The sequence below is a fragment of the Allopontixanthobacter sp. genome, from assembly GCF_034376665.1.
Classification (GTDB): Bacteria; Pseudomonadota; Alphaproteobacteria; order Sphingomonadales; family Sphingomonadaceae; genus Allopontixanthobacter.
In genome coordinates this window covers 1-17,338 of the sequence record NZ_JAXMJI010000026.1, presented here as the reverse complement: position 1 = coordinate 17,338, position 17,338 = coordinate 1, and the positions used below count along the sequence as shown (strand labels likewise).

At 62.7% G+C, this 17,338-nt stretch carries 16 protein-coding genes; 10 read left to right on the top strand and 6 right to left on the bottom strand.

The window, feature by feature from the left end; translation table 11 throughout:
* Positions 1-96: 96 nt before the first annotated feature.
* The 4 genes from U0988_RS02610 to pal all read left to right on the top strand — a co-directional run bounded on the left by U0988_RS02610 (position 97) and on the right by pal (position 3,333).
* Complete coding sequence (locus U0988_RS02610; RefSeq protein WP_322291092.1) at positions 97-549, top strand: ExbD/TolR family protein; 453 nt, start codon at positions 97-99, stop codon at positions 547-549.
* Between the two features lie 11 nt (positions 550-560).
* Positions 561-1,355, top strand: a complete 795-nt coding sequence (locus U0988_RS02605; RefSeq protein ID WP_322291091.1) for an energy transducer TonB — start codon at positions 561-563, stop codon at positions 1,353-1,355.
* A 2-nt stretch (positions 1,356-1,357) separates the two neighbouring features.
* Positions 1,358-2,737: a Tol-Pal system beta propeller repeat protein TolB gene (gene tolB / locus U0988_RS02600; RefSeq protein ID WP_322291090.1), complete on the top strand. Its 1,380-nt coding sequence runs from the start codon at positions 1,358-1,360 to the stop codon at positions 2,735-2,737.
* Positions 2,738-2,814: 77 nt separating this feature from the next.
* Positions 2,815-3,333 carry a peptidoglycan-associated lipoprotein Pal gene (gene pal / locus U0988_RS02595; RefSeq protein ID WP_322291089.1) on the top strand — a complete coding sequence of 173 codons (519 nt, stop codon included), beginning with the start codon at positions 2,815-2,817 and terminating at the stop codon, positions 3,331-3,333.
* Here the strand turns inward: pal and U0988_RS02590 are convergent, their stop codons facing one another.
* The gene (locus U0988_RS02590) at positions 3,334-3,501 is read right to left on the bottom strand and encodes a hypothetical protein (RefSeq protein WP_322291088.1); all 168 of its coding nucleotides are present in this window, start codon (positions 3,499-3,501) and stop codon (positions 3,334-3,336) included. It lies immediately after the preceding gene.
* A gap of 166 nt (positions 3,502-3,667) precedes the next feature.
* Here U0988_RS02590 and U0988_RS02585 point away from each other — a divergent pair, with 166 nt between their 5' ends.
* Positions 3,668-4,201 carry a J domain-containing protein gene (locus U0988_RS02585; RefSeq protein ID WP_322291093.1) on the top strand — a complete coding sequence of 178 codons (534 nt, stop codon included), beginning with the start codon at positions 3,668-3,670 and terminating at the stop codon, positions 4,199-4,201.
* Between the two features lie 94 nt (positions 4,202-4,295).
* Here U0988_RS02585 and U0988_RS02580 read toward each other — a convergent pair whose 3' ends face one another.
* The 5 genes from U0988_RS02580 to pdeM all read right to left on the bottom strand — a co-directional run bounded on the left by U0988_RS02580 (position 4,296) and on the right by pdeM (position 11,407).
* Positions 4,296-6,896: a TonB-dependent receptor gene (locus U0988_RS02580; protein WP_322291087.1), complete on the bottom strand. Its 2,601-nt coding sequence runs from the start codon at positions 6,894-6,896 to the stop codon at positions 4,296-4,298.
* 146 nt (positions 6,897-7,042) lie between these two features.
* Positions 7,043-8,374: a cystathionine gamma-synthase family protein gene (locus U0988_RS02575; RefSeq protein ID WP_322291086.1), complete on the bottom strand. Its 1,332-nt coding sequence runs from the start codon at positions 8,372-8,374 to the stop codon at positions 7,043-7,045.
* A 152-nt stretch (positions 8,375-8,526) separates the two neighbouring features.
* Entirely contained in the window at positions 8,527-9,939 is a 1,413-nt protein-coding gene (locus U0988_RS02570) for a DASS family sodium-coupled anion symporter (protein ID WP_322291085.1), read from the bottom strand.
* A gap of 133 nt (positions 9,940-10,072) precedes the next feature.
* Complete coding sequence (gene infC, locus U0988_RS02565) at positions 10,073-10,552, bottom strand: translation initiation factor IF-3 (RefSeq protein ID WP_232844214.1); 480 nt, start codon at positions 10,550-10,552, stop codon at positions 10,073-10,075.
* Positions 10,553-10,687: 135 nt separating this feature from the next.
* Positions 10,688-11,407 (bottom strand): ligase-associated DNA damage response endonuclease PdeM, encoded by a 720-nt coding sequence (gene pdeM / locus U0988_RS02560; RefSeq protein WP_322291084.1) that lies wholly within the window; start codon positions 11,405-11,407, stop codon positions 10,688-10,690.
* Between the two features lie 46 nt (positions 11,408-11,453).
* On the opposite strand from pdeM, the gene hemF reads away from it, so the two are divergent.
* The 5 genes from hemF (at position 11,454) to U0988_RS02535 (ending at position 17,200) form a co-directional block, all read left to right on the top strand.
* Positions 11,454-12,323, top strand: coding sequence for an oxygen-dependent coproporphyrinogen oxidase (gene hemF, locus U0988_RS02555; protein WP_322291083.1), 870 nt, complete (start codon positions 11,454-11,456; stop codon positions 12,321-12,323).
* Positions 12,324-12,399: 76 nt separating this feature from the next.
* Complete coding sequence (locus U0988_RS02550) at positions 12,400-12,657, top strand: hypothetical protein (protein ID WP_322291082.1); 258 nt, start codon at positions 12,400-12,402, stop codon at positions 12,655-12,657.
* Between the two features lie 90 nt (positions 12,658-12,747).
* A complete protein-coding gene (locus U0988_RS02545) occupies positions 12,748-14,649 on the top strand; it encodes a M1 family metallopeptidase (RefSeq protein WP_322291081.1) in 1,902 nt (633 codons plus the stop codon).
* A 93-nt stretch (positions 14,650-14,742) separates the two neighbouring features.
* Positions 14,743-16,833, top strand: coding sequence for a bifunctional (p)ppGpp synthetase/guanosine-3',5'-bis(diphosphate) 3'-pyrophosphohydrolase (locus U0988_RS02540; protein ID WP_322291080.1), 2,091 nt, complete (start codon positions 14,743-14,745; stop codon positions 16,831-16,833).
* A gap of 4 nt (positions 16,834-16,837) precedes the next feature.
* Complete coding sequence (locus U0988_RS02535) at positions 16,838-17,200, top strand: VOC family protein (protein ID WP_322291079.1); 363 nt, start codon at positions 16,838-16,840, stop codon at positions 17,198-17,200.
* The last annotated feature ends 138 nt before the right edge of the window (positions 17,201-17,338 follow it).

Sequence of the window (17,338 nt, the reverse complement as noted above, 5' to 3'; positions counted from 1 at the left end):
CCGGTTCAGCCACGGGGTGAATGCGCTGGCATCCACCCTGCAGCGCGTTGCCGACCGCTTCCACGCGAGCCTCAGCCGCGAGCTGGCGCGCAGCTGATGGCGATGGGCATGGTCAATGGCAGCAGGCGGGGCGGGCGGCGCGGATCGCGCCGGACGCCGATGGCGGACATCAACGTGACGCCCTTTGTCGACGTGATGTTGGTGCTGCTGATCATCTTCATGGTCACCGCGCCCTTGCTCGCTGCCGGGGTACCGATCGACTTGCCCGAAAGCCGCGCCAACGCGCTGGCGCCGGAAGAAGATCCCGTGACCCTGAGCATCGACAGCGACGGATTTATCTATCTGGGCGATGACCGGCTGGCTCCGGGCGAATTGCCCGAACGGCTTGCCAATATTCGCCCCGGTGCCGACGGCGGTTTGCCGCAGGTGACCTTGCGCGCGGATCAAGGCCTGCAATACGGGCGGGTGATGGCGGTCATGGGCGAACTCAACCGGGCGGGCTTCAACGCGATCTCGCTGGTCACCAGCGGTTCAGATTCGCCGCCATAATCGGTTGGACCATGGCGCTTGCTGCACTCCGCACTGATGAACGTGTCGGCCTTGGGGTCGCGGTGTTGCTGCACGTCGCGCTGGTCGCGGTGCTGGTGCTGCAGCCGGGCAAGGACGACGTACCTCCGCTGCCCCCGCGCATGACCGTCAGCCTGACGAGCGACGTCAGCCTGGCGTCGACCGCGCCGGAACCCGTTGCCGAAAGCCGCGCCGCAATAGCGCCGACCCTGTCGGACGAGCCCCAGCCCGCGCCGATCGAACAGGCGCAGCCCGAACCAATCCCGGCCCCTCGCGCCGTCGCAACCACGCCAACCCGTACCGCCGCCAAGCCTGAGCCGGAGCGCCGCCGCCCGGATCGCCCGGCAACCCGCCCCGCGCCGCCGAGGCCTGCCGCCAAACCAGCGGGGGGCAGCCGCATCGGGGCGGATTTTCTGCCCGGTGCGGGTGACAGCACGTCCACTACCGAAACCCGCGTTCCGGCTTCCCAGATCGGGGCCAGCGCCAAAGCGTCGCTGGGTCAGGCCATCGCTCGCCAGTTGCGGCCGCACTGGACCGCGCCGCAGGGCGTCGATGCAGAGCAGCTGGTGACGATCCTTTCGTTCAGCCTCAACCCCGATGGCAGCCTCAACGGGCGGCCGCGGGTGGTAAGGCAGACGGGTGTCACCCCGTCGAACGCCCCGCAGAAGGATTTGCACGCAGAACGTGCTATACGGGCGGTTCAACTCGCCGCGCCGTTCGACCTCCCGCCCGAATATTACGAGGCGTGGAAAACCATCCGGGACGCCCGGTTCGACAGGAATTTGTAGTCATGAAGAAACTCCCCCTCCTCATTCTCGCCCTGTTCGCCGCGCCCGTGGCCGCGCAGGACCTCGGTACCGCACCGCCGCCGGTGGAGGAGGTGGAAACCCTGGAAGATGACAGCGGTCTGTCCTTGACCGTCACCGACACGAGCGACTGGCAGGACCTCGGCATCGCCATCGCCGGCTTCGCGACCGACCGCGACCAGCCCACCGCCGCAAACGCCAGCGGAACCGCGGCGCTGGGCAAGGAACTGGCGCGGGTCATTACCTCCGACCTGAAGAACAACGGCCTGTTCAAACCCGCCGGGCCGGATGGCCTGCCGCAGCCTTCCTTTGCGCAGGTCACCGCGCCGCAATGGAGCAGTTGGTCCAACCGAAGCGCGGAAATGCTGGTGCACGGTTATGTGAAGGCCGGGGCGGACGGCCGCCTGACCGTCGGCTGCTATCTCTACGATGTCGCCCTTCAGTCCGAACTCGTCCGGCAGGGCTGGGTCGTGCCTGCGCGCGACTGGCGGCGGGCCGCGCACAAATGCGCCGATCTGGTTTATTCGCGCCTGTCCGGGGAAAGCCCGTTCTTCGATAGCCGGATCGCCTATATTGCCGAAACCGGGCCGAAGGATAACCGCGTCAAGCGCCTTGCGATCATGGACAGCGATGGGGCCAACCACCGTTTCATCACCACCGGCCAGTCAACCGCGCTGACCCCGCGCTATTCGCCGGATTACCGCAAGCTGGTGTATCTGAGCTATGTCGACGGGAATCCGCGCATCTATGTGTACGACATCGGGGCGGGCAAGCAGACTCTGGTCACGCAAAGCCGCAATCCCACGTTCGCGCCTCGCTGGTCACCCGATGGGCGGTATATTCTCTATTCGATGGCCATTGCGGGCAATACCGATATCTACCGCGTGCCGGCCACCGGGGGGGAGAGCACCCGTCTGACCAACTCGCCCGGCATCGACGTGGGCGGTTCCTATTCGCCGGATGGCCGGAAAATCGTGTTCGAAAGCGACCGGTCGGGCGAACAGCAGATCTACGTCATGGATGCCGACGGTTCCAACCAGAAGCGGATCAGCTTCTTCGGCGGCCGCGCAGCGACACCCGAATGGAGCCCGCGCGGCGACCAGATCGCCTTCACCCATATTGCCGGTGATTTCCGCATCGCGGTGATGAGCCCCGGCGGCGGTGGCCTGAGGTACCTGACGAATTCGTGGCAGGATGAAGCGCCGACCTGGGCGCCGAACGGGCGGATCATCCAGTTTTTCCGGACCGAGCGCAATTCGGGGCGGACATCCTTGTGGCAAGTCGATCTGACCGGCCGCAACGAACGGCGCCTCGATACTCCGGTTGATGCATCGGATCCGTCCTGGGGACCTATTCTGCCGTAAAGGCGTAGTATTACTGTGCAGATGGGCCGCGCTGACACCGATCCAAAAAGAATTACCAACTATCAAGGAGATGTCTAATGAAGCATAATATTCTCACCGTCGCGGTACTCACTGGAACGATTGCCCTGGCGGGCTGCAAGACCTCCGCCCCGGAAGAATTGCCGCCGCAACAGGCGACAGTGGTGCCGACGGAAACCCCCGCTCCGACGACTTCCCAGACAGCTTCGGGTCCGGGAACCCAGCAGCATTTCGTTGCTGCGGTAAACGGTCAGAACGTGGTCTATTTCGACACCGACCGTTACAACATCGACAGCGCCGATGCGGCTGCCCTGCAGACCCAGGCGCAATATCTGATGCAATATCCCAACGTCACCGTCACCGTCGAAGGCCATGCCGACGAACGCGGCACCCGCGATTACAACCTCGCGCTTGGCGAGCGCAGAGCAAACGCGGCAAAGAATTATCTGGTCGGGCTCGGCGTGCCGGCCAACCGGATTGCAACCGTCAGCTATGGCAAGGAACGACCCGTAGCCCTGGGTTCGGACGCCAGCGCATGGGCCCAGAACCGGCGTGCGGTTACGGTCGTGATCCGATAATCAGTCGGCCAGTATCCTGAACACGGGCGGCGCGGAGGCTTCGGCCACCGCGCCGTTTTCATATTCGGGGGAGGCGTTCTGAACGGCGTTTGGCGGCGACATCGACAGGGCGAAAGCCGACATCGTCAGGACCGAGAAGGCGATCGACAGGGCCAGTTGCTTGCTCAAGGTCGTGAACTCCGATTGCGTATATGCCATTACTGCGTGCGAGCAGCTGTTGCTGCATTGCAGCATAATGCTTAACAGTCTCTTTGTAAGCCCACAATAAAGCATCGGTGGCGATTATTCGTTGAACGCTCTATATAGCGGGACATATGACACGAGAGATGAACTGATGGTCGGTGCACGCCGATCCAACGATTGGGGTTTTCCCCGGTGGCGCAGCTATGGCAGCGACCAGGCGGCCACGGCGCAGCGCACCTGCGACCGCCATCTGTGCGATGAACCCGGCCTGTGCCCTGCGCCTAAGGCATCGAACAGCCCGGACCGGTGGTATTTCTGCCAGAAGCACGCAGCCGAATACAATTCCAAATGGGATTACTTCGAAGGGCTCGACAAGGCCGAGGCGGCGGAGCGAGTGAAGAACGAAAACCGCGACAACGCCGGCTATGCCGAAGCCGCGCATTATGGCTGGGCGGGGTCAGGCGATGGCAGCCGCAGCGCAGACGAAATGCGCGCGCTCGAAGCTCTCGAGCTGGAAGCCGACGCCGATTTCGATGCGATCAAGAAGTCCTTCCGCGCCAAGGCCAAGGAAGTGCACCCCGACGTAAAGCCGGGCGACACGGCCGCCGCACAGGAATTCCAGAAGATCCAGGTCGCTTACGAAGTCCTGAAGCAGGCCGAGGAACGGCGGGAATGGAAAGGGTAAGGCACGAGCCGGTCCTTCCCTCCCGTTAAAGCGAAACGGCGCGGTTCAATGACCGCGCCGTTTCTCTATGCACCGCTACAAAATTCCCGGCAGATCAGAAATTCACCGCCACCCGTCCGTAGAGGAAGCGGCCGCTGAACCCGAACGGCGACTGTGAGGAATAGGGCAGGAACGAGTTGTTCAGGCCGAAATTGACGCCGTCGACCGTTCCGAAGGGCAGGCGGTCGGGATAGACGTCGAACAGATTGTTCGCGCCGAACGCGAGTTCCAGCGCCTCTGTCGGTTTGATCCTCAGCTCCAGATCGGTGATCCATTTCGGTGACAGGAACAGATCGCCCGGAGCATCACCAGGAGCCACGGTGATATCGTCGCGCTGGGGCGAGCTTACGCCGGAGGGCAGAAAGACTTCGCCAAACCGGTTGGTTCGGGCCGTTAAGCCGACGATACCGTAATCCCAATCCAACCCGATGTTCAGCTTGTTCTTCGGCTGCCCGTCGGTGAGGCGGAAGGATTCCTGCCGCGCAAACAGGCGCTGGGCGGTAAAGCCGGAGAAAACGCGGCGGTCGATGATCTTGGTATCCGAAATGTTGTAACCGATGGTCAGGCGGATATCGCCCATTCCGAGATCCGGAACCCGGTAGCTGCCGACAATATCGAGGCCCTGCGTGCGGGTGTCGATGCCGTTGATGAAGAACCGGGCGGAGGTGACCCCGGTAATTCCCGCATTGGTCAGGATGGTGACAACATCGGTGCCCTGGAGATTCTCCGTCAGCGTGATGCGGTCCTTGATCCGGATATTGTAATAATCTGCCGTCAGGCTGAGCCCGTCGATCACGTTGATCGCGATGCCTCCGCCGAAGTTGAGCGATTTTTCGGCGTCGAGCGGCTGCGAACCGAGCGCCACCGCTACCGGCGAAGCAACCGGGAAGGTGCCAACTTCGATCAGGACACCGCCGACGTTGTTGGTCGAGGTCGTCGAGAAAAACTGCTGCGCCAGCCCTGGTGCGCGGAAGCCGGTGGAAATCGATCCGCGGAGCGCAAAGCCTTCGATCGGTTCGAACCGTGCAGCAAACTTGCCGTTCACCGTGTCGCCGAAATCCGAGAAGCTTTCGTACCGGCCGGCGGCCTGCACGTTCAGCGCGTCGGAAATGTCGACATCGAGTTCGACATAGCCAGCGATGCTGTCACGCGAGGCGTCGATGGCGTTGTTCGGGCGGAAGCCCGGGAATACCTGGGCACCGCCCGGCGCGCCGTTGGTGAAGGAAAACGGCCCGTTGATGTAGCTTTGTTCTTCGCCCGGAATGATCTTGTAGTTTTCGTCCCGGTATTCCCCGCCAAAGGCCAGCGATACGCTCTGGGCAAACCCGATCTCGATATTCTTCTGCAGGTCGAGATTGACCGATGTCTGGCCGGACCGGAGGCCGCCCGCGTCGAACCGGCGATGGCTGACGAGTCCGCCGAGCGAGGTGTTGAAGCTGTCTTCGACATCGTAGTTCAGGCGGTTGGTGCCATAGACCACCGACAGATCGGTATTGAACCCGGCAACATCGCCCCGCACGCCAACCGCACCGGAAATATCGCGAATTTCGCTAACGATGATCGGCAGGAATCCGTCCGGATAGAACGGCGCGCCGCCATTCGCAAAATCGGCGTTACGCGCGTCGAGGGATCGGCGATAGAAACCGGCTCCGTTGGCATCGCGGACGCCGTAAGTGCCGAAACCGTAGAGTTCGAGCGCGCCGATGTCTGCGCCAGCGTTCACCACGAAGTTCAGGTCCTTCGATTCGCCGTCACCAAAACGGTGGTTGTAACGGGTCAGGGTGGTTTCGCGGGGATCGCCCACGCCGCTATACTGGCGGCGCGGATCGGGACCGGAACGGTTGGTCGGGGAGCGGTCCTTGTATTCGGCGGTGAAATTCAGATAGCCGGACTCGCCCACTGGCAGGCCGATGTTGGTGGCCATGGTGAATGTTTCGCCGTCGTTGCGTTCGCGATCTTCACCGGTGAAGGTAATCACCGGGCTGTCAGATGCACCGGTGGTCGGTGCCACACTGGCAACCTGGTCAACGCCGCGGAGGGTAGTGATGTATTTGCCGTAACTGGCCACCGCCCGGCCGCCCTGGCGCTTCTTGAGCTGGACGTTGATTACGCCGGCGATTGCATCAGAACCGTAGAGCGACGAGGCTCCGTCACGCAGGACCTCGATCTGTTCGATCGCGATGGATGGCAGCGTGTTGAGATCGACCGCCGCCGAACCGCGCCCGATCGATCCGTTGAGATTGAGGAGCGAGGACATGTGGCGGCGCTTGCCGTTGACCAACACCAACACCTGGTCCGGTGCAAGGCCGCGCAGAGTTGCCGGGCGTAGCGAATCCGTGCCGTCAGTCAGCGACGGCTGGGGGAAGTTGAATGATGGGACCAGATTGTTGAGCAGGCGGTTGGTTTCGGTCGCGCCGCTGTTCTGCAAGGCTTCGCTGCCGATCACGTCGATGGGGATCGGGCTGTCGGCAATTGTGCGGTCCGGACGCCGCGAGCCGAGAACAATGATGGTGTCCGCATAGTCGACTTCGACGGCTTCGACAGGCGGCAATTCCGCTCCCGCTGCGGTGTCTTGCGCGATGGCGCAGGATGCCCATGCCAGGCTCCCGGCAGAAGCGGACAAGGCGAAAGTACGGAATAGACGTGACTGGTTCATGACGGGCCCCCAAAAAGAAGCACGCTTAGCCAAGCTCCGTAACAAGGAAACTCAGATCGTCGTTTCTCTGTAATATTCTTGCAGGGAGGCGGCGATTGGTGGCACTATTGTCACATCTTCGACCCATCGCGGGTAATGAACGCGGTTCAGACCTTCGCCAGCGCCTGTTCGAAATCGGCAATCAGATCGTCCGGGTCCTCGATGCCGATCGAAATGCGCACCAGATTGTCCGTGATTCCAAGCTGCGCCTTGCGTTCGTCCGGGACGGACAGGTGGGTCATCGCGGCGGGCAGGCTGGCCAGAGTCTCGGTGCCGCCGAGGCTGACCGCCAGCTTGGCGATGGTCATGTTGTCGAGGAAGCGGAACGCCTCTGCCTCGCCGCCTTTGATGAACAGGCTGAAGGTGCTGCCTGCTCCCAGGCAGTGGCGGTTGTAGATGTCCTGCTGGCGCGGATCGCTGATGAAGCCGAGATAGCCGAGCCCCTCAACCTTGGGGTGGTCACGCAGGAAAGCGCAGACCTTCGCCGCATTCTCGCCCGCGCGCTGCATCCGCAGTTCCACGGTTTCCAGGCTACGCAGCAGCATCCAGGCGGTGTTGGGATCGCAGATGCCGCCCATCGTGTTGCGCAGCGCGCGCACAGGATCCATCCACTTCTTCGCCCCGGCGATGCTGCCTGCCACCAGGTCCGAATGGCCGCCGACATATTTGGTCAGCGAATAGACCACGATGTCCGCGCCCTGGTCCAGCGGGCGCTGCCACAGCGGGCCGAGGAAGGTGTTGTCGATGGCAATCGGCGGGCCGTCTTCACCGAACGCCGCGTCGCGCGCGGCCGCCATGGCCTCCACATCGACCAGCGCATTGGTCGGGTTGGCGGGGCTTTCCAGATAGATCATCGCCACCTTGCCGCCGTGTTCAGCCGCCTGCGCCTTTGCCTTCGCCAGTACATCGTCCATTGCCTCGCGCGTCGCACCCGCGGGGAAATCGACATAGGTGATCCCGAATTTGGACAGGACCTTGGCCACGAAGCCCTCGGTCGCAGCATACAGCGGGCCGGAATGCACGATGACATCCCCGGCGCTGCAATAGGCCAGCAGCATCACGGTGATTGCGGTCATTCCGCTGGAAAAGGACAACGCGTCTTCCGCCCCGTCCCAGATGCTCAGCCGGTCTTCGAGGATTTCCTGGTTCGGCCCGTTGAAGCGGGAATAGACCAGGCCTTCCGCGCCTCCGGGGCGCTTGCCGGTGATGCCTTCGAAATGGCGCTTGCCCGCTGCTGAATTTTCAAACGCGAAGGTGCTGGTGAGAAAAATCGGGGCCTTGAGCGACCCTTCGGACAGGGCCGGATCATAACCGTGGCCCATCATCAACGTCGACGGCTTCAGCGGGCGGCCGCCGATGGTGGTGATCTCCGGCTTGGGCTTGCGGCGCGGGGTGGGGGTGATGACGGGATCGCCATAAGCATCTGGGGCATCGGTCATGACGCGTTCTTCCTAATCAAACGCTCCCAGGAAGGCAGGAGCTATCGTGTATCGGTGACCGGGGTTCCTAACCTCCACAGGAACGCATCTTCACGGGATACTTGAGGTGCGCCCATAGTAACCAGTGAAACGACCTTGATCAACCGCGGTGATCAGCCCGCCAAAGCGGCAATTATCCACACAATCGTGACAATCATCACGATCCCGAGCAGATCGAGCAACACGCCCGCGCCGACCATTCTCGGCAATTTTATCCGTCCGGTCGACCAGGCAATTGCGTTAGGCCCGGTTCCGGCAGGCAGCATGAAGCCCCAGCTGGCAGCCAGCGCGGCAGGCATGGCGAGCAGCACCGGATCGACCCCCATCGCCACCGTCAGGCTGGCGACCACCGGGATGATCGCACTGGCCGTGGCGACATTGCTGGCAAACTCCGTAATCAGCACGACCATGCCGACCAGCGCCATTGCCACCAGGATCAGCGGCACTGCGCTGAGCGGCAGGAGGGCCGATCCGAGCCAGTCCGCCAGACCGGATGCGCCCATCCCGGCTGCCAGCGCCAACCCGCCGCCGAACATCATGATCACGCCCCAGGGTGCACGGTCGGCTTCTTTCCACACCAGCAGCGGACGCCCGGTTCCGTCGGGCAGGATGAACAGCGCCAGTCCCGCGGCGACGGCGATGGTCCCGTCAGTCAGTGACCCCGGCGGGACATAATCCTGCAGCAGGGGTGCCAGCATCCACAGCAGAAAGGTAATCGCGATGATCGGCACCAATCGCTGCTCCGGCAGCGTCCAGGCTGCATGGCTGTCGATGGCTGCACGCGCGGCGGCCACGTCGAACGGATGCCGCGCCACTTTTTGCACCCGCGCAATGATCAGCGCCGCTGCGGGCACCCCGACGATCACGATGGGCAGGCCGAAAGCAGTCCACTGTGCGAAGCTGATCTTCAGCCCGATCATGCTGGCCAGCAACGCGACGGCAATCCCGTTGGTGGGCGACCCGACGATGGTTCCCAATCCGCCGATCGTCGCGGCAAACGCAATGCCCATCGGTAAGGCGCCTGCAAGCCCGTCCTGCTGTTCGGCACCGACCCCGCCGCCCGCCAGCACCGCCAGCGCCATCGGCATCATGATCAGTGCGGTCGAGGTGTTGGAAATCAGCATCGACAGGATCGCCGCCGACACCATGAAGGCCAGCAGCAGGCGGGCCGGGCCGCCCGTGTCACCGATGGATTTGAGGATCGCCAGTGACAGCCGCCGGTGCAGTCCGGTCCGCTCGATCGCCAGTGCCAGGAAAGCCCCGCCCAGAATCAGGAACAGGATCGGTTCGTAATAGGCGCTGGCCGTGTCCTTTGCGTTCAACACGCCGACAAAGGGCAGCACCAGGAAAGGCAGCAGGGCGGTGGCGGTCAGTGGTATGGCCTCGGTCATCCACCACGCAGCCATCCACACTACCAGCCCGGCGACGAGCCATGCTTCCCGCGGCATCCCAGCGGGAGCGGGCAAAATCGCGGTCAGGACGAAAGCAGCAATTCCGAAGACAAAGCCGATGCGCTGCGCAGTCATGTGGTGCCTCTCCCCCAAACCCGCACCGCGCCTAGCAGCCAGAGGATTCCCGGCCAAGCTCCGATACCGCCGCAAAGGAAAAGGGCGCGCCTTGCGGCACGCCCTGTTCGATTTGCAGACATGGTCTGACGGATTACTTCGGTGACAGCACCATCAGCATCTGCCGGCCTTCCAGGCGGGGAAATGCTTCGATCTTCGCGACTTCGGCGGTGTCATCCTGCACCCGCTTGAGCAGGTTCATGCCCAATTCCTGATGCGCCATTTCGCGCCCGCGGAAACGGAGGGTGATCTTCACCTTGTCGCCATGTTCGATGAATTTGTTCACGTTGCGCATCTTCACGTCATAATCATGCGTGTCGATATTCGGACGCATTTTGACTTCCTTGATGTCCTGCGTCTTCTGCGTCTTGCGTGCGGCGTTGGCTTTCTTCTGCGCTTCGAAACGATGCTTGCCGACGTCGAGATATTTACACACGGGCGGATCGGCGTTGGGCGATACTTCGACCAGATTAAGGCCGAGCAAGGCTGCCGCTTCGATCGCTTCCTTGGTATACATGACACCGACATTCTCGCCGGTTTCGTCAATGACGCGGACCTTGTCCGACTGGATCATGTTGTCGTAGCGCGGGCCGCTCTTGATGGGCGGGCTATTCGTGCGCCGGGGTGGACGAGTTATGGGTTGGTCTCCTTGAAATTGCTTGGGATCGTCGTTTTACGCCGCCTACTTAGTGCGGAACGGGGCAAGTTGCTAGGGGTGTGTTGGGTTCCCGGCCTCCCACAACGCGAATTTCACCAACCTGCCGCCCGCGGGCAACAGGGCGTGGATCGTATGTGCGGGTTGCATCGCAGACAGGATCGCCGGATCGGCGGCGTTCATGCCCCCCGTCAGCGCACCGAAAGCGGGCAGAATCATCCGGCCCGACCCGGCGGCATCACAGCTGACCACGGCGCAGGGGCGGCGAATGCGCCGCTGCCGCACGGTAATCTGCAGGCGCGGATGGTAATGGCCGGAAAATTCGGGACGGATTTCGCCGGGCATGGCCTGATGCCGCAGGATCATCCCCGCCACTTCCAGTTCTTCCGCGATAGTGCCGCCAGCAGGTGTGCCCGCCCGCTCACCCGGTTTGGGTGCATCGTGATTGCCGGTAATCCAGACCCAATCGGTCGCCCGGGTCAGCGCGGCCAGCATCCCTGCGGCATGGGGTTCGAGCCGCTCCGCACCGCCCGCATCGTGGAAATTATCCCCCAGGGTGAACACTCGTCGAGCGCCAGTCTCGCGAATCGCCAGCGCCAACCGCTCCAGTGTTTCGCGGCTGTCATAGGGCGGCAGCATCTGGCCGTGCTGCGCATAAAAGCTCGCCTTTTCGAGGTGCAGGTCGGCCACCAGCAGCGCGTTCTCACGCGGCCAGAACAGCGCGCCGCTGTCGGTCAGAAAGAATTCCTGGTCGGCGAACGAAAGGGGAACCATCGCTTGCCCTTGCCCCAGCGCCCACGGGATGGCAAGCCTGCTGACAATGACTGACACGACTCTCGCCTCTGCCGAACGCACATCTCTTGCCAAGGAATGGTTCGAGGACCTTCGCACCCGTATTTGCGCCGAATTCGAGGCCATCGAGCGCGAGGCGGGCAGCGATGCTGCCTTCGTGTTTACCCCGTGGGACCGCGAGGAGGAAGGCAATCCGGACCCGGGTGGCGGGGTGCAGGGGCTGATGAAGGGCAAGGTGTTCGAGAAGGTCGGCGTCAACGTCTCGACCGTGCGAGGCAATTTCTCGCCCGAATTCGCCGCCAGCGTCAACGGAGCGAGCGCGGACAATCCCGGCTTTTCCGCCACCGGCATCAGCCTGGTCGCTCATATGGCCAATCCGCACGTGCCTGCGGTGCATATGAACACAAGGTTCCTGACGACCGGCAAGGCGTGGTTCGGCGGCGGCGCCGATCTCAATCCTCCGATCCCGTATGACGAGGACACCGCCGAATTCCACGCGGCCTTCCGCGCAACCTGCGCACGGCACAACCCGGTCTATTACGACCGGTTCAAGAAATGGGCGGACGACTATTTCTACATCCCGCACCGCCAGTGCCACCGGGGGGTGGGCGGAATTTTCTACGACCACATGGAAGTGACCGAAGACGGCGCGTTCGACCGCAATTTCTCCTTCACCCGGGATGTCGGAGAGACCTTCCTCGATATTTACCCCAGACTGGTGCGCCGCCGGATGAATGCGGAATTTACCGATGCCGACAAGCTGCAGCAGCTGGAATGGCGCGGGCGTTACGCGGAATTCAACCTGGTTTACGACCGCGGCACCCTGTTTGGCCTCAAGACCGGCGGCAATATCGATGCCATTCTGATGAGCCTGCCGCCCGAAGCCGTGTGGACCTGAGCGCGGACGGAACCTATTCCTGGCGGTAACCGTTCGTTCTGAAAGCCCTTCAACCGTGCCCGAAGGAGATTGTGAAATGGCCGACCCGCAAAGAAAGACGAACCTGCTCTGGATCCTGGTGATTGCCCTGCTGGGTGTTCTGGTGGTCATCTGGTTCCTGTCCCCGGCGACTGACGATGACTTCATCGAGCCTGAGGCGACAGAAATGCTCGCTCCCGAACCAATGATGACGACTGCACCGGAAGGCGGCGTGCCGGTCCAGCTTCCCGATGCCCCGATGACGAATGTTCCCGAAGAGCAGCCGACCCCCGCTCCGGTCGAAACTCCTCAGTAAAGATGCATTGGGGCAACCCGCTGCAGATCCTTGTGGCCGGTACAGCCTTGCAGTGTTACCGCGCATTTTTTAAAATTCGCGGAGTGCCCGATGCGTTTGTTCGCCAAAATTTCCTTGATCCTCGGCCTTGCCGCGCTCGGCGCCTGTTCGGTGCCGGACGGGGCTACGGAATCCTCAGCGGTTCCCATGGTGTCCCCCATCCTGACCACCCCGGATGCGAAGGACCGGTTCACCTTTGCCCAGCCTGAAGTGGCACGCGTGACTCATGTCGCGCTCAACCTCGCGCTGGATTTCGATGCCAGGTCCGTGGCCGGTTCCGCGACGCTGGACATTCAGGCGGTAGAAGGTGCTGACACCGTGGTGCTCGACAGCAAGGGTCTGGCAATCTCCGGCGTAACCGGCGAGTCCGGTGAACCACTGCCCTTCACCGTGGGTGACTCTGTAGCCGACATGGGTGCGCCGGTCACGGTCACGATCGGCGATACGCGGCAAATTACCGTAATCTATTCGGCGGCCAACGCGGAAGCGCTGCAGTGGCTGACCCCGCAGCAGACGGCAGGCGGCGAGCATCCCTATCTTCTCAGCCAGGGCCAGCCCACGCTCAACCGCAGCTGGATACCGACGCAGGACAGCCCCGGCATCCGGCAGACATGGGAAGCGCGTATCACCGCGCCGGAGCCGCTCACAGTGGTCATGTCCGGCCTCACATCGGGCGAACCGGAAGCCGCGGGCGAGGGCAAGCGCGCCTTCACTTTCACAATGGACAAACCGGTCGCTCCCTATTTGATCGCGATTGCCGCAGGCGATATCGAATTCCGCGAACTCGGCCCCCGGTCGGGCGTGTGGAGCGAACCGGTCATGCTGGACCGCGCCGCTGCGGAACTCGCCGATACCGAAAAGATGATCGACGCGGCGGAGAAGCTGTACGGTCCCTACCGCTGGGGCCGGTACGACATGATCGTGCTGCCGCCCAGCTTTCCCTATGGCGGGATGGAAAATCCGGTCATGACCTTCCTCACCCCGACCTTCATCGCCGGAGACAAGAGCCTGACGGGGCTGGTCGCGCATGAACTGGCGCACAGCTGGTCGGGCAATCTGGTGACCAACGCCAACTGGGCCGACAGCTGGCTGAACGAAGGCACCACCAGCTATTTCGAAAACCGGATCATCGAGGAACTCTACGGCACCCGCCGCGCTGCCCAGGAAGCTGCTCTGGGCTTTGCCACCATGCAGGAAGCGCTGGCCGAAAGCGGGATGGACGCGCCGGTCACGGCGCTGCATCTGGCCGAAGCGGAGGCGGTGCCGGATGGCGGCGCCAGCGGGATTATCTATGACAAGGGCGCGGTGTTCCTGCGGACGGTCGAAACGATTGTCGGACGCGAGAAGTTCGATGCCTGGCTGGAAAGCTGGTTCGACCGCCACGCCTTCGAGCCGGCGACCTCGGCCATGTTCCTTGCGGATATGCGCGAGAACCTGGTGAAGGGCGATGCGGAGCTCGAAGCGAAATTGATGCTGGACGAATGGGTCTATGAGCCCGGCCTGCCGAGCAATGCCGCGCAGCCCGATCCGGCGGCCTTTGCCGAAGTGGACACGGCGGCGGAATCCTATGCGGAAACACGCAAGGTCGATTCCGCAGCCTGGGCAAAATGGACCGCCGCCGAACGGCAGCGCTTCCTTTCCAAACTGCCCCGATCCCTGACTGACGCACAGCTCGCCGCGCTCGACCGCGATCTCGGACTGTCGAAAACCGGAAACAACGAAGTGCTGTTCCTGTGGCTCGAACTGGCACTGGAAAACCGCTACGATCCGGCTGTCCCGGCGGTGGAGAAGTTCCTCGGCACCGTCGGCCGCCGCAAGTTCGTTGCGCCGCTGTTCGAAGCGTTGATGGAGCAGGGCAGCTGGGGCCAGCCGATCGCCAAACGGATCTATGCAAAGACCCGGCCGGCCTATCACGCGGTAACGCAGGGGACAGTGGACAAGGTGGTACAGTGAACCACTGAAAAATCGGGCGCGGTTGGGGGCAAATGCGGCGGAACAGTCCTTTCCGCTTGCCCTTCGCAGGCGCACACCGCACATCTGATCGGGATGCTACGCCAGTACGAACTTGTGGAACGGGTCAAGGCCTATGACCCGGACGCCGACGAGGCGCTGCTCAACCGCGCCTATGTCTATACCGTCCAGAAACACGGCACCCAGAAACGCGCCAGCGGGGATCCCTATTTCAGCCATCCGGTAGAGGTGGCGGGCCTGATGACCGACCTGAAGCTGGATCAGGAAACGATCATGACCGCGCTGCTCCACGATACGGTGGAAGATACGCTGGCCACGATCGAGGATATCGAGGCGAATTTCGGGCCGGAAGTGGCGCGGCTGGTCGACGGTGTGACCAAGCTGAGCAAGATCGAAGCGATGCCGGAGGACGAGCGGGCGGCGGAAAATTTGCGCAAATTCCTGCTCGCCATGTCGGAAGACATCCGCGTGCTGCTGGTCAAGCTGGCCGACCGGCTGCACAATATGCGCACGCTGCATTTCATCAAATCGCCCGAAAAGCGCGCCCGGATCGCCCGCGAAACCATGGATATCTACGCCCCGCTGGCAGAACGGGTCGGGATGTACGAATATATGCGCGAGATGCAGCTGCTGGCTTTCGAACAGGTGGAGCCGGAGGCGTATCAGACGATTACCGGCCGGCTGGAACAGATCCGCAAGCAGGATGGCGGACAGGTCGACGCGATTGCTCTGGCGATGAAGCAGGCACTGGCCGAGGCGGGCCTTTCGGTAAAGGTGTGGGGCCGCGAAAAGCACCCCTATTCGATCTGGAAGAAGATGGCCGAACGCCATGTCAGCTTCGAACAGGTGACCGATATCATGGCGTTTCGGGTAATCGTGGAAAACGAAGCGGAATGTTACCGCGCGATGGGGATCCTCCACACCACCTGGCAATGCATTCCCGGCAAGTTCAAGGATTACATCTCCACCCCCAAAAACAACGGGTACCGGAGCCTGCATACTTCGCTGATCTACGAAAATTCGATGCGGGTCGAGGTGCAGATCCGTACCCGGGAAATGCACCGGACCAACGAATTCGGGCTCGCCGCGCATTGGGCCTACAAGCAGGGCGACCGGCCCGATGGTGCGGTCGGCTGGCTGCGCGATCTGATCGAGATTGTCGATGCCAGCCATGATCCGGAAGAATTGCTCGAACATACCAGGCTCGCGATTTACCAAGACCGCATCTTTGCCTTCACCCCCAAGGGGGCGCTGCACCAGTTGCCCAAGGGATCGACTCCGGTCGATTTCGCCTTTGCCGTGCACACTGATCTGGGTGCGCAGACCGTGGGCGCGAAAATCAACGGGCGGCATATGCCGCTGCGGACGCCGCTGGAAAACGGCGACGTGGTCGAACTGATCAAGGGCAAGACGGCCGAACCGCAGATGTCGTGGCTCGGCTTCGTGGTCACCGGCAAGGCGCGGGCGGCGATCCGGCGCGCGGTGCGGCTGAAGGAACGGTCCGAGGTGGCGATGATCGGTCGCAAGATGTTCGACGAGGTGGCCTCGAGGCTACCTGCCAAGATCGGCAAGAAGGCCATCCGCGAGGCGGTCAAGCGGCTGGAGCTGGAGGACGAAGAGGCCCTGATGTACGCCGTCGGCGCGGCCAAGCTGACCGACCGCGATGTGATGGAGGCGCTGGTTCCCGGCAGCACCTCGGCAATGCCGGAGGATGAATCCTGGCCGCGGCAGGAAAAGGCGATTTCCGTGCGCGGGCTTACCCCCGGGGTCGCGTTTCAGCTGGCCGAATGCTGCCACCCCGTGCCGGGAGACCGGATCGTCGGCCTGCGCAAGATGGGTGAAGGGGTGGAAGTGCACTCGATATCCTGTCTCACCCTGGCGAGCGGGATCGACGCCGACTGGCTCGACCTGTCATGGGGCCAGCATTCGCAGGGCGCTGTCGGGCGGTTGCGGGCGACCTTGTATGACCGGCCCGGCACACTGGCCGAAATGGCCGGGATCTTCGCCAAGAATATTGCCAATGTCGTAACTCTGGAGCAAACCCAGCGCGACACCCCGTTCCACACTTACGAGATAGATCTGGAAGTGCAGGATCTGGCGCATCTTACCCGTATCATCAGCGCCCTGCGCGCCAGCGACGCGATCGCCCAGGTGGACAGGATTTGAAGCCATGACCATTCTCGGGATCGATCACGTGCAACTGGCCATGCCGGCGGGGGCGGAGGACATTGCGCGGGCGTTTTATGGCGGGGTGCTCGGAATGGCGGAGGAACCCAAGCCGGCGGACCTCGCCGTGCGGGGCGGGTGCTGGTTCACTGGCGGCAGCGCGCATATCCATCTGGGGGTGGAAGCGGATTTCCGCCCCGCGCGTAAAGCGCATCCGGCTCTGCTGGTGGGGGATCTCGAGGCCTTATCGGCGCGGCTGGCGGATCATGGCTTCGACATCACCCCTGGCACCCCGCTCGCCGGATACAAGCGCGGCGATATTTTCGATCCCTTCGGCAACCGGATCGAATTGATGCAGCGGGTCTAGAGCGTTTTCCACAGCGTCTGAATCGTTGAGGATTCCGCTGGCGCGAGATTTCTGATTCAGGATCCGTGCTGGTGAGGAGGCCAGGATGGATGACCAAAGCACTATCGCAGGATTTGCGTGATCGGGTCGTCGCGGCGA